Here is an 11,814-nt window from a genome sequence, read left to right as displayed (position 1 = left end):
ATGGGGGCTCTGACGAAAGCTGAAATGGCCGAACGTCTCTACGAAGAGCTGGGTCTGAATAAACGTGAGGCCAAGGAATTGGTCGAACTGTTTTTTGAAGAAATCAGACACGCTCTCGAAGACAACGAACAGGTCAAATTGTCCGGTTTCGGTAACTTCGACCTTCGGGATAAACGCCAGCGTCCTGGCCGCAACCCGAAAACGGGAGAAGAAATCCCGATCACGGCTCGCCGTGTGGTCACCTTTCGTCCAGGGCAGAAGTTGAAGGCCCGAGTTGAGGCTTATGCTGGAACCAAGTCATAACGACGAGCTACCCGTCATCCCGGGTAAACGCTACTTCACCATCGGTGAGGTCAGCGAGCTCTGTGCGGTCAAACCGCATGTGCTGCGTTATTGGGAGCAGGAGTTTCCTCAACTCAACCCCGTCAAACGCCGCGGAAATCGCCGGTATTATCAGCGCCAGGATGTGCTGATGATCCGGCAGATCCGCGCGTTGCTTTACGATCAAGGGTTTACTATCGGAGGTGCGCGCCTGCGTCTTTCCGGTGATGAGGCCAAAGACGACACCACCCAATACAAGCAATTGATCCGCCAAATGATCTCCGAGCTGGAGGATGTCTTGGTGGTGCTCAAGAAGTGATTTTTTGCTTTTAAAATACTTCCATATTTCAAAAGCTTGCGATATATTCTTCATCGCTTCGTTAGAAGCGAACCCAGTATCACGCCTAGTCGGGGCGTAGCGCAGTCCGGTAGCGCACTAGCATGGGGTGCTAGGGGTCGAGTGTTCGAATCACTCCGTCCCGACCATATTTTTCAATGACTTAGGCCAATGTTCACAGCATTGGCCTTTTTCGTGTGCGTGACTTTTGCGTGACTTCTCTATTTTTCACGCCTGCTTCCTCTTCAAAATTGTCAGGACCGGTCCTCGCGAATCGGTTGCTGATACCATGTTCGCAGCTTCAATCAGATGCCCGAGCTCTGCGCCCGAGTAGTGGCTGGTGATGCTGCCGTTCTTATGCCCCAGAAGAGCCTTTCGGTCTTCCTCGGTTACGCCTGCCGCACGCAGCCGGCGGCCAAATGTGTGCTTGAGGTCGTGAATCCTTATGGATGCATAACCCGGGTGAGCGGGGCGAAGGTTTTCCTCCTGCCAGAGTTTCGCCGCTCTCACCCGCGCCTTCTTCCAGGCCGAGTCGTTCATTCGGTGCATCGCGGTGCCGTTGTATGGGAAAACCCACTCCTTGCTTATGCCGCGCTGCTTCTCGATGATCGACCTGGCCACGCTGTTCAGCACAACCAGGCGCTCGTCGCCGTTCTTGACGCCGGAGCGTTCGTGCCTTCCCCCAAAGTCGGCCGGTATCAGAAATACGCTGGTGCCCAGTTCCGGTACCGCGATCTCCCAATCCCACCTCAGCTTGCAGACCTCCTGCTCACGCGTGCCGGTGTTCACCTTGAACAGCGCCATCGTTTGCAGGTGAGCCGGCAACTCTCCAAAAAGAATCGACTGCTCCGGCCATGACATCGGGTACGGCTTGCGGCTCGACTTCTTCTCTTCCAGCTTCGTGAGCATCGGCACGCTATCCAGCCACGGCCTGCGCTCATCGTCTCGCCACTTCCTGGCACACAACGACAAAACCCGAACCACGCGCTCGATCGAGATATTCACCGTCCTATTGCTGACACCCTTCTTTACCTTCCCGCCCTCCAGTTTCTTCGTCGCCAACCGATCCTTGATGAATGGCACCAAGGCCTGGTCATCAATGTGGGTCAGCGGCATGTCGCCAATGAATGGGTCGAGCTGCGAAAGGTGATGCGCCGACAGCTTGATTGAAGGCTGATCTTTGAACTCCAGCAGAAAGCGAGTCGCCGCCTCCCGCCAGATCCTCACCTTCTTTACGCCGTACACCTTCTGTTGCCGGATCTGCTCCAGCCGGTAGATCAGGTAGCGCTCCGCTTCTTCCCGGTCACCAGTTCCAGTGCTTTCGTAAAGTCGTTCTCCGTTGATTTTCTTGTCGATATGCCAGATACCTTTCCTTTGGGAGAGGCCTGTGATCGATTTTCGCGCCATGATTTATCTCCTTTCTGGCGCTCGCTGCGGGGCGATTGTTGCTCCGTTGCGCCTTTTTTATCAATCGCCTTTGCCTCGACGTAGGCCGTGGCCCAGTCGTCCAGTTCCTGCCGATCAAACCCGACGCCGCGCCCGCCGATGGGGAACTCACTTACAAACGGCCTGACTGTCTCGTCGAAAATTGCCCGGCACATGCCCAGGTATCCAGGTGCTTCCTTTGCCCTGATGAATCTAGGGATCAGCTGTTGAGCGCCCATAGCTATCTCCCACAGCCCATTCGGGGCCGCGCTGAATTAATGGTCATTTGGTGTCCTTGCCGCGCTGGGCGGCAGAAGGTGGTTGTTAGAAGTTCGGCTGCTGGTGATATGGGGTCGGCGCCGGCTGGCGCTTCTTTTTGGCTGGCTTTAGCGAATCGTCGAGGAAGTCGCCAAACTCCCAAATCATGTTGGTGATGGCGAGAACTCTTGTGCGAGGCCCGCCGACTGATTTGAGTCCGGCGCTCAAAATGTTCCACGCTGTCCCTTTGGTCATTCCAGGATTTACAGCACTGACTTGTTCCCAGTTGGTGATCCCGGCCTTGGCGCGCTCGAACATGGTCTCCAGCTGTTCGATAGTTATGGTTTCCGCAATGCGTTTTGCGTCAGTTTTGTTCATGCGTGCATACCTCGCCCGCCGGCCGGCAGGCTGTTTAGATTGTTGAGTGGGATGTTTCAGATGGTGCTGATAGCTGCCAGCGTTGCGCCGTGGGATGGTTGCGTGGCTCGCCCGGCCTATGTCCTGGCCACCCCGCTGACTGCTCTAGGGGCTGGGCGGGCTGTAGCGCTTCATGAACGTGATCCAGTGCGTTTTTTCCCGCTTGCCGGACTTGTGGCCAAACAGGGGCTTTTCGTTGGTCAGTGCCAGCAGTTCGCTCACCAGTACCTGGGTCTCGTTCCACTTGAAGATCAAGATTCCTTCCGGCTCCAGCACTCGGAAGCACTCTGCGAAGCCTTGACGGATATCCTCGCGCCAGTCGCTGGTGAGCATTCCGTACTTCGCCCGCATCCAGCTATCCACCCCGGCCCGGGTCAGGTGTGGCGGGTCAAACACGACCAGGCGGAAGGCACCATCGGCGAAGGGCAGTTGCCGGAAGTCCATCAGAACGTCCGGCTCGACCCGCAGCACCCGACCATCACACAGCAGGTGTTCCTCATCGCGGATATCGCCGAACAGGGCCCGCTGGTCTTGCTTGTCGAACCACATCATGCGGCTGGCGCTGCAGGGGTCGAGAACCTTCGCCGCGGCGCTCATGGCCTTGGCCCCGTGTAGATCAGGTAGAGCATGTAGGCGAGGGCGATCATGGGGTCACCAGTTCATCAGGGACCTCGAAGAAGTTGAGTCGGCCTTTCAGCGGCGTGAACGACAGAGGCTTCGGGTCTTGCAACAGGAACGCCTTCTCGCCCATGTACCAGGGCGAGTCGCTGTGATCAAGACTGTCCACCAGCTCTACAGAGCCGATAATGCCGCCACACTGCATGTCGTTACGATCCGGTAGCGTCAGTCCGCGGTCCAAGCAGTACAGCAGCGCCTGGGTGAACTCATCGCTGGTCATCCCCTTGGCCGCGTGCACTAGGAAACGGCCACGATACTTGGTGTGCCAGGAACGGTTCTCGACGTCCTTGCCGCCGTGGATGATCAGCCACGCCCAGGGCTGGCGAATTGAAAGGGCCTTCACGGGGTCACCTGGGTGCAGTAGCCGCACTTCAGGAGGATCTCTTTGCACTTGTCGGCTGCTTCCGGCCCCTGGTCGACTGCTACCCCCTCAAGCCATTCCTCTACGGCCTCATTGCGCAGAGCAGCCAAGGGGGCATTAATTTCCTCCCGGCGCGCCCACCAGCAGACAGGGCCGTCGTCGGTGTCGTGAATGGCCAGGCAGAACCAGCCTTCGCCATCAGGCCGATCCGGCTCCCAGTAACTGCAGTCTGGGTCCCCAGCTTCGAAATAGCGCTCAGAGACCGATTCGTCGCTGTGGTATTCGAGCTCCACCATCTTCACCTGCAAGTGCTGTGAAGCGACCCAGGCCTTGCACTTATCACCGTCGCCCTCGTCGAAGTCGGGCATATCGGGATGAGCGAACATGCCATATTCATCGCGCACGACCGGGGCTGGCTGGATCAATTTGATTTCTTCAGGCATGACTTCGTCCTTGGCCGCAATAGCGGCTAACTTGAAAGGGAGGGATGGCTTTATGCCTCGATAGAGAGTCCACCCGATTGGGTGTAAAAGTATGGTTTAACTTGGTTCTTAATGGTTCATCATGGTTCAACTTGGTTCAATTAAGGAGGGCGTGTGTCACACATTCGGGATGTGCCAATCGAACATGAATACCGCGGGCAGAAGGTGTTTCTGAAGTTCGAATGGGAGCGGCCAAACGATGTGGCACCGGTCTTATTCCGGGTGATTGAGTCGAGCGAGATTCCCGGCTTTGGGAATGTGGCGGCGGAGATCGCCGGCCCCTGGCAGGACTACCAGGCCGCCCTGGCAGATGCGATGGCAGCGGCCGAACGTTGGATCGACTGGCAACTGACTTAAGCGGGATGCTCGCCATGGGGCTGGGCGGCGTAGAGCGGCGTATCGCAGTACTCCGTGCGCAGTGCGCTACCCGCGATATTCCTCGGCAGGTTGTGCATCATCGGATTGTTCGGCTGCACCTCTCGCGGCGAACGACTGCACAGCAGTAGCTGCTCACCATTGGCCCACGCCACCGGCTCGCCCTGGTGCTGGACGGCTGGCTTGGCGAGAAGGGCGCGCAGCTCTTTCCACGCGCCCCAGAATTCAGGCCCAGCAATCGAGACGTGAGCATCCCTCAGACGCTCCAGCAGTTTGCGCAGTTCGTTATTCATGGCTCGCGCCCTCGGCGGTCTGCTGCTCCTGGCGCAGGGCTTGTTGCACGGCCTCGACAACGCGGCGCAGGTATGTGTATTCGTGGTTTTCCTCGACAGCCTTCCCATCGAGCGGGTAGTGCCATTCGTCCCCGAACAGCTCGGTCAGCAGCGCGCTGTGATGCCAGCACTCGCTCGATCTCTCGACACTGCGCAGAATATCGATGTCGTCCCAGAGCTGGCGGGCTTCGCTTTTGCTCAGCTCGCCCAGTTCCCAGTCATGGCGGCCTGTCTGCTGCCGGCGGCGCTGCACGATGCACTTCTGGGCCAGGGTGTGCAGAGCTTTGCCGCTGAACACCGTAGGGCTGATACCGCGATCCAGGCAATTCAGGATGTAGTCCCAGCCGCAATCGCCCACAAACTCGGCGACGGTGCGAGGGCCCATGTCGCCCCAGTAGGCGTTCCAGCTATTGTCCCAGCAGTTGATGGTGATCTTGCCCTGGGCGGTCTGGTAGTTCGGATCGGATTCAGTCGGGCAGTCGCGCCGGCCGAAGTCCTCGAGGAAGACGGTGATAGGGTCCAGCCGCGGAGCGCCGGTGATCACCAGCTTTGTGACTGTCGAGCGCACGACCTGCAGCGGTGTGGTCGGTTTGTTTTCTGTAGGCATGGTGAGTCCTTGCCGGGCCAGGCCCAGACAGTGGGTGCTACGATGGCGCCTCACTCAAACGAGCAAGCCCATGACAAAGCACGATATTTATGATGAGCACGAAGGCTTTCAGCTCTGGAACTACATGGAGTGCGAGAAGGACGAGGAGGGCCGTGAGACCTGGCGGATCAACGTCGAAGTGAAGCGGGGCGGCGAAGTGGTGGTGCCGGTTGTTGCGGGTGACCGAACCTATGTTGACCGTGGCCTGGCGCAGGTGGCCGGCCGAGAGCTGGGTGCCAAGCTGGTAGCCGGCAGGGCTTAAGCCGCCTCCGACACCCGTTCAGTAACGCGCCACGGGTCATTGGCCCGCGCCAGTGCCGCCATCGGCGGTGGGCTGACGCTGTTGCCGCACATGTGCACCTGTTGGGTCTTGGTGAACGGCTTGCCGTCGGCGCCGTGGCTGATGATGTAGTCGGCCGGGAAGCCCTGGGCCTTGTACAGCTCAGCCGGTTTCAGCATCCGCAGGCAGATGTCGACGATCACATACGGCGTCCCTTGGAGCATTACGGTGACCATGGCCAAGCGATCCTTGGTGGTGATGGTCGGTGCTGGTGAGTCGCAGGCGCTGATGTTCTCGGTGCCGTAGTAGCTGATCAGGAATGCGGCGACACGCAGGGCGCCCGCCTCATGCTCTGGCGAGAGTGTCAGCGATACCAGCGAGCTCTTTCCGCCGCCACCGGCCGTGATGGTAGGCGCCGGTTCTTCCAGGCCCTGGCCAACACTGGCGCCGAACGCCCGCTCCATGAATGCGCTGGCCAGCCCGTGGTGCTGGCCGCCGGCGCTGATGGTGTGCAGCGGGTCGTTTACGTCCCGTGCGTCACAGTTACCGCGCAAGTGCACCAGGTTCGCTGCCACCAGTTGCTGCTGGCTGCCGGTATTAGTCACCGTGGTCATTGGGTCTTCGATGCTCTTGGCGGCCGTGGTGTTGAATCCGCCATTCATCTGGGCCATGAACACCGTGGATATGCCCATGGCATGAGCGGCCCCGGCCGGCCGCTGATAGTTGCCGCCGCTGGTGATGGTCGGCAGTGGCTCATCCAGAGCCTTGCCCGCGTCGTTGAATCGGAACTTCACCAGGTGCGCTGATGCGATCGAGTGCCCGCCGCTTGCTGTGACGGTGCCCAACGGGTCAGCAGAGGATTTGCAACCGTCTCCCCAGCGCTGAACGCCTCCCGGCTTCCCTTCGCCGTGGGCAGCGGTAACCATCACGGGACTGATCAGCGTTAGTTCCCCACGGTTCGCGCAGGTGACTGTCGGTAACGGTTCAAGCGGGTCGTTGATCCGGTCGCTGCCCTGGTGGGTTGCCGGGGCAATGATTGGGCTCACCACCGAGAAGGCGCCGCCCTTTGGGTAAGAGGTGATGGTGCGCAGCGGTTCACCGGCCGACTGAACTGCCTCCCCTGACCAGTTGGCAATCGGCACAATGAACGGCGCCGGATTGTCGATGACAAACTTCTTCATGCCCTTGGCGACACGGCGCAGGGTGGCCTGGGCCAGGTCTTTCTTGCGGCCAAAGATGCTTTTGCCCAAGTCGCTGAAATCGATGCAATCGGCGGCCGTTTTCCACTTCTGCTGTCCCTTTGCTGGGATCTTTGCGTGGGTGGGGGCCGGCCACACGATCGGCTGGCCATCGCACCGCGCGATCATGAACAGCCTTTCGCGGCTCGTCGGTGCGCCGAAGTCGCACGCTTTGATCACCTTCCACTCAACGACGTAGCCCATGCCTTCCAGCAGGGCCACGAAACGGCGCCAAGTCCGGCCACGTTGTTTCGGGTCAGGGATCAGGAACTGCTGGCCCACCGGCACAACCTCACCAGGTGCAGCAATCTCGCCGCCGAGCTTCACCACGCGGCCGGTGGCCTTATCGCGCTTGGCGATCAGCCGGCCCCACTGCAGGATCTGCTTCACATTCTCCAGGCTGATCACCCGGGGCCGCTTCATGCCTGCCCACTTCAGGCCGATCCACGACAGGTTGCGGATCTCGCGCTTGCGCGGCTGGCCGCCGGCTGCCTGGCTGTGGTGGGTGCAGTCCGGGGACATGTGAAACCAGCCGACGGCCTTGCCGCCGCATTCGGTATCCGGATCACCCTCAAACACGTCGGTGGTGAAGTGCTTCGCGCCCGGGTGATTTACGGTGTGCATGCTGATTGCCTGGGGGCTGTGGTTTTTCGCCACATTCACCGTGCGGCCCAGGCCTATCTCCAGACCGGTCCCGGCACCGCCGCCGCCACAGAAGAAGTCGACAACGATCTCATCGTCCTGAGGGTTGAAGCCGAGTCCGTATTGGGTTTTGAAATCGAAGGGGTGTTTCTTCTGTTGTGCGGACATAGGGGATCCTCGCCGGCTGGCGTGATTCGTTGATGTTGGGTGGTTATTCGTCGTGGCAGATGCGCAGTGATTCGCGGGCGTAGGCGAGTTGAAGTTTTGCCGACACGTTTTCGGGTATCACGTATTCGTGTCGCGGCGGCGCGAGGAACTGAGCTGACCCCGCCGGGCCCAGGCCGTGCAGATGGTGAACCATCAATGTCATGGCCTCGCCCTGTTCCTCAATGCCGTGCCAGGCCATCAAATCAGCCAAGGCCTGACGGGTGCCGGCCATGGTGTGCAGTCGCAATTCTTCCTCGCCGCGAGTCTTTCGCCTCGCCGCAGTCTTTGCTGAGCGTTCTTTCGGGGCGGCAGCCATGGCTTACCTCTTCGATTGCGCTGGCGGGTAGATCCAGCCAGGTTTGGCGTTTGCGTTGCTGGATGCGGGCTATGCGGCGCATGAAGTGCCCTGGCGTGCTTTGGGGTAGTCGATGCCGTGGGCGGCGATGATCCGTTCAAAGGCCTTGTTGCTTATCGCCAGACTTCCGCAGCACTGGCGCCGGGTTATGCCCAGTTCCAGGAAGGCGCGAATCCGCTCGGCATACTTCGCGTCTCGGGCTTCCAGCTGTTCCGATCGCTCGGCACCGTTGGCCCCGCCACGAGTTGGCTTCTTGAACTTGATCCCATGTTCTTGAGCCATGCTGCAGAGGGTCCGCCTGCTGATGCCCAGAATGGCTAAAGCCTCGGATTGGGTGTGAGTCGGGGCCAGGGCGATAGCGCGCTCGACATTCCTCATCCGCTTTTCCGTGCGCCCATTCACCGGGGCCGGCGGCAGAGGGGCTGCCTCCACCCGCCGGCGAACGAACGGCTTGGGCGCCGGCGGCATCTGGTTGCTGTAGGTGATTTCCTTAGGCTTGTAGCCGCTCGGCGGCCCTACTTCGATCTTGCCGCCACGCGCCACAAACTCGGCCATCTGTTCGGCCAGCTCATCGTGGAACGGGCGAAGCCTTTCGACTTCGTTCTGCAGGATGCTGATCATGCTGCTTTACTCCTGAGCGCCGACTCGTACCCGTCTACCAGCAGCTTGAATTCCCAGAGGTCTTCTTCGAGGTTTTCGATGTAGTCGTTGTCGCGCTTGAACTCTCTCCACCAGAGCTGGCGACCCACCGCTTTCAACAGCGGGCAGTACATCCCGATGTGCCACCACTTGCGGTCGGTAATCCACATACAGCCCTGCACCTGGTCGATGACTTCGCTGGCATCATTGTCGATGTGGAATGAGCGGAGTTTGTCGGGGGCCAGGAAGCACTTGTACTCAGAGCCGCCGTCATCACCGATGAATCCGTCTGCACTGGCGCCGAATACGCCGTCATCTGTTTTCACAAGGCCGACCTGGGTGACGATGAGTCCGGTCTGGATTTCGTGTTCCATTCGCGCCTCGGGCTCCAGTTCATGCCCTCGGCGCATCTGCCAAGTCTCGAACCCGCCGTCCAGCGGCGCGCCGCCGATGCGCTCGACGGCCAACTCAAAGGCGTAGGACAGTGCTGCGTTCGAAGGCTCCCCGACCTTTTCACCGTCCAGAGCGCGCTGAACGACCTCGGCCTTTGGGCCGGCCTTGTACCCGGCTAACTCCATCGCTTTCGTTTCGCCTTTCCCGGCAAGCATGGCGTCGACATATTTTTTCTGCTGGGCGTTCAGCCCGTTCACTTTGGAGCGTGCGGTGCTGAACATGCTGGCGGTGATGACTCCAGCTCGGGCCTGGAGCCATTCAGGGGAGCCCTGAGTGCAATTCACGATGATCATTGAGGCGCCTCCAGCTTGGCTTTATGGACGGTAACCGCCGTCTTCACTGTGGAATACCCGTTGGTGTCTCCCGACGCCTGAAGAACTTTCAGGCTGGCCTGCCAAACATCCTTCAGCTCATCCGGCGTCGTGGTCTGCCCAACACGCTCAAGGATGTCCGCGACGACCTGGGCGCGCATATCCTCTGTTTCAGAGCCGTCCGACGACTGTCCGTCGTCGTCGCGGATATCGCCGGTCGTGATGTTCAGCAGCGCACACATCACGTAGCGCTTGCCGTAGGTAGTCGATGAGCCAACGGCCTGAACGTCGTTGCGACCCTTTCCAATATCAGCCGGGAGGGTCATGGTTGTTTGTTCGCGGTGCCCACCCCGATGCATCAAAATCCCGGTGACCTTGATTGCCTTGTCCGCGTTTTCAACCTTAAAGGTGATGGCGAACCCGTGCTGCTGCATGATTGGCTTCAGGGTGTGGGTGATGTGGTCCAGAGTGGCGTAGGAGTTGCCTGTGTGCAGATTCACTGCACCCTCGAAAACCGTGGGGATGTTGCACTGCATTTCTGCCATCGCTGCGTTGAAAGCTTGCTCCGCCTCCTTGGCCTGCATGCGCTCGTGCATGGCCAGCAGGCGCTCCATCTTCTCAATGTCGCAGGTTGGATCGGCGGCGGCACGGCTGATGACGGCCATGATGCTGTTGTCCGTGGAGATCGGCGCCACAGCCTGGCGCCGCTGTTCGGGAACGATGATTTGGCCGCTCATGCTGGCTACCTCAGAATTGGATGGTGATGTGTGGGACTTCGCGGCGTGCAATCTTCAGAACAATGGCCTTGGCCAGTTCCTCGGTGATGTTCATCGACATAAGCGCCTCTTTGGCGGCGCCCATGATCTTCACCTTGTGAGCCTGGTCCGCCTCGCGCGCCTTCTGCTGGCGCCGCGTCTCTTCAGCCTCCGCTGCCTGCCGGGCAATCTCCGCCAGTCGCGCCTGCTCTACGGCCTCTTCCTGGCGACGCGCCGCGGCGATGCATTCTTGCTCGGCGCGCTGTTCAGCGGCGATTCGGTTCGTCTCGGCCTGTGCCGCTGCTGCGCGGGACTGTTCGGCCTGCAGTTCCAGTTGCAGGCGTTGGCGTTCGGCGGCGGCCTCGGCATCCAGTGCAGCCTGTGCCGCGGCCCGCTGAGTGGCGGCGGCCTGGTCCAGCAGTTCCTGTTCACGTCGTGCGGCAGCTTCGCGCTCGGCTTGGGCCCGCTGCTCAGCCTGGAGCCGGGCTTGTTCGGCGGCGACTCGGGCAATCTCCGCATCGCGGTCGCGCTGGGCTTGCGCCTCTGCCTCGGCGCGCAGGCGCACTAGTTCGGCTTGTTCGGCTTCGTAGGTAGTGCGCTCAGCCAGCAGGGCGCGCAGCTTCGCCAGTGTCTGGTCCTTCACCTGGGCGGCTTCGGCCAGGAACTCTTCCCAGGTATCGTTGATTTCGACCAGCTCAAGGTCGGCAATGACCTGGGCGACATGGGCGGCGGCCGGTGTTGCCTCGAAAACAGCCAGATCCTTGATTCCCTGAATCCCGTCAACATGCTTGTCTTTGCGGGCCTGCTCGGCCTCTTCCCACTCCGTCAGCGGCTGGCGGGTGGTATCGCGCAGGTTGTCCATCTTGGTGACAAAATCGCGCAGCTCGGCTTCCACCACCTTTGGCATTTCCTTGAGGCGGCGCAGGTAGTCACGGCCCGGCTTTTCCACGGCTGCTTTCGACTTGCTGACTGTGGCGGCGAGGGAAGCGATGCGCTCGCGGCCCTTGCGGGTGGTCAGATCGGGCACCTCACCGGTGACTTCGGCCTTCACCGCGTCGAAGAACTGGCCCAGGCCACCGGCAACGTAGATGGCCGGCGCGTTGTCGGCGCTGATGTCGTCGATGGTGATTACTTGCTGTTTTGCGGACATGGGGATTCCTTGCCGCGATGCTCGCAGCGATTGAAGGTGTTGGTTACTGGGTGACGCGATCGGCGAGGGCGCCAAGCAGCATCAATAGAGAGAGGAGGGTTAGCGTGATGGCAGACCCGCGCCAGAAGCAGTAGCGCTTGGCTCTTTGGTAG

17 protein-coding genes, 1 tRNA gene and 1 pseudogene are annotated in these 11,814 nt (G+C 60.3%); 5 read left to right on the top strand and 14 right to left on the bottom strand.

From position 1 onward, the window contains the following. From ihfA to AC19YX_RS06385, 3 genes are all read left to right on the top strand, one after another. Complete coding sequence (ihfA, locus tag AC19YX_RS06395; RefSeq protein WP_002553164.1) at positions 1–303, top strand: integration host factor subunit alpha; 303 nt, start codon at positions 1–3, stop codon at positions 301–303. Then, on the top strand, positions 284–640 hold the full coding sequence (locus tag AC19YX_RS06390) for a MerR family transcriptional regulator (RefSeq protein ID WP_007920509.1): 357 nt from the start codon (positions 284–286) through the stop codon (positions 638–640). Before ihfA ends, AC19YX_RS06390 begins: the two co-directional genes overlap by 20 nt. 90 nt (positions 641–730) lie before the next feature. After that, positions 731–807, top strand: a tRNA-Pro gene (locus AC19YX_RS06385). A 79-nt stretch (positions 808–886) separates the two neighbouring features. Here the strand turns inward: AC19YX_RS06385 and AC19YX_RS06380 are convergent. From AC19YX_RS06380 to AC19YX_RS06355, 6 genes and pseudogenes are all read right to left on the bottom strand, one after another. Then, complete coding sequence (locus tag AC19YX_RS06380; protein WP_500606136.1) at positions 887–2,050, bottom strand: tyrosine-type recombinase/integrase; 1,164 nt, start codon at positions 2,048–2,050, stop codon at positions 887–889. Continuing rightward, positions 1,936–2,322 (bottom strand): hypothetical protein, encoded by a 387-nt coding sequence (locus AC19YX_RS06375; protein WP_223817938.1) that lies wholly within the window; start codon positions 2,320–2,322, stop codon positions 1,936–1,938. The genes AC19YX_RS06380 and AC19YX_RS06375 overlap by 115 nt, the downstream gene beginning before the upstream one ends. An 85-nt stretch (positions 2,323–2,407) precedes the next feature. Then, on the bottom strand, positions 2,408–2,719 hold the full coding sequence (locus AC19YX_RS06370; RefSeq protein WP_500605938.1) for a hypothetical protein: 312 nt from the start codon (positions 2,717–2,719) through the stop codon (positions 2,408–2,410). A 144-nt stretch (positions 2,720–2,863) separates the two neighbouring features. Beyond that, positions 2,864–3,355: an SAM-dependent methyltransferase gene (locus AC19YX_RS06365; RefSeq protein ID WP_500605937.1), complete on the bottom strand. Its 492-nt coding sequence runs from the start codon at positions 3,353–3,355 to the stop codon at positions 2,864–2,866. Between the two features lie 46 nt (positions 3,356–3,401). Next, positions 3,402–3,779 carry an ASCH domain-containing protein gene (locus AC19YX_RS06360; protein ID WP_500605936.1) on the bottom strand — a complete coding sequence of 126 codons (378 nt, stop codon included), beginning with the start codon at positions 3,777–3,779 and terminating at the stop codon, positions 3,402–3,404. A gap of 146 nt (positions 3,780–3,925) precedes the next feature. Continuing rightward, positions 3,926–4,240 (bottom strand): annotated as a pseudogene (locus AC19YX_RS06355) (hypothetical protein); the annotation flags it as partial. Between the two features lie 153 nt (positions 4,241–4,393). On the opposite strand from AC19YX_RS06355, the gene AC19YX_RS06350 reads away from it, so the two are divergent. Next, a complete protein-coding gene (locus tag AC19YX_RS06350) occupies positions 4,394–4,636 on the top strand; it encodes a hypothetical protein (protein WP_078468665.1) in 243 nt (80 codons plus the stop codon). Here the strand turns inward: AC19YX_RS06350 and AC19YX_RS06345 are convergent. Both AC19YX_RS06345 and AC19YX_RS06340 read right to left on the bottom strand, forming a co-directional pair. After that, positions 4,633–4,947: a hypothetical protein gene (locus AC19YX_RS06345; RefSeq protein ID WP_500605935.1), complete on the bottom strand. Its 315-nt coding sequence runs from the start codon at positions 4,945–4,947 to the stop codon at positions 4,633–4,635. The two genes, AC19YX_RS06350 and AC19YX_RS06345, sit on opposite strands and share 4 nt — an antisense overlap. Further along, positions 4,940–5,593 carry a phiTE_072 family protein gene (locus AC19YX_RS06340; protein WP_500605934.1) on the bottom strand — a complete coding sequence of 218 codons (654 nt, stop codon included), beginning with the start codon at positions 5,591–5,593 and terminating at the stop codon, positions 4,940–4,942. Before AC19YX_RS06340 ends, AC19YX_RS06345 begins: the two co-directional genes overlap by 8 nt. A gap of 70 nt (positions 5,594–5,663) precedes the next feature. Between AC19YX_RS06340 and AC19YX_RS06335 the strand changes: the two genes are divergently transcribed. After that, complete coding sequence (locus tag AC19YX_RS06335; protein WP_078468668.1) at positions 5,664–5,894, top strand: hypothetical protein; 231 nt, start codon at positions 5,664–5,666, stop codon at positions 5,892–5,894. Here AC19YX_RS06335 and AC19YX_RS06330 read toward each other — a convergent pair. The 6 genes from AC19YX_RS06330 to AC19YX_RS06305 form a co-directional block, all read right to left on the bottom strand. Further along, complete coding sequence (locus AC19YX_RS06330; RefSeq protein WP_500605933.1) at positions 5,891–7,960, bottom strand: DNA cytosine methyltransferase; 2,070 nt, start codon at positions 7,958–7,960, stop codon at positions 5,891–5,893. The two genes, AC19YX_RS06335 and AC19YX_RS06330, sit on opposite strands and share 4 nt — an antisense overlap. Positions 7,961–8,003: 43 nt before the next feature. Further along, positions 8,004–8,315 carry a hypothetical protein gene (locus AC19YX_RS06325; RefSeq protein WP_500605932.1) on the bottom strand — a complete coding sequence of 104 codons (312 nt, stop codon included), beginning with the start codon at positions 8,313–8,315 and terminating at the stop codon, positions 8,004–8,006. A gap of 69 nt (positions 8,316–8,384) precedes the next feature. Then, positions 8,385–8,975: a hypothetical protein gene (locus AC19YX_RS06320; protein ID WP_500605931.1), complete on the bottom strand. Its 591-nt coding sequence runs from the start codon at positions 8,973–8,975 to the stop codon at positions 8,385–8,387. Next, on the bottom strand, positions 8,972–9,739 hold the full coding sequence (locus AC19YX_RS06315; RefSeq protein WP_500605930.1) for a lambda exonuclease family protein: 768 nt from the start codon (positions 9,737–9,739) through the stop codon (positions 8,972–8,974). The genes AC19YX_RS06320 and AC19YX_RS06315 overlap by 4 nt, the downstream gene beginning before the upstream one ends. Next, entirely contained in the window at positions 9,736–10,494 is a 759-nt protein-coding gene (locus tag AC19YX_RS06310) for an ERF family protein (protein WP_500605929.1), read from the bottom strand. The genes AC19YX_RS06315 and AC19YX_RS06310 overlap by 4 nt, the downstream gene beginning before the upstream one ends. Before the next feature lie 10 nt (positions 10,495–10,504). After that, the gene (locus AC19YX_RS06305; protein ID WP_500605928.1) at positions 10,505–11,662 is read right to left on the bottom strand and encodes a hypothetical protein; all 1,158 of its coding nucleotides are present in this window, start codon (positions 11,660–11,662) and stop codon (positions 10,505–10,507) included. Positions 11,663–11,814 lie beyond the last annotated feature (152 nt).

Source organism: Pseudomonas sp. MF09150, assembly GCF_059862355.1.
Note: the sequence above shows the minus strand (reverse complement) of the source record. Positions and strands in the feature narration are given on the sequence as shown.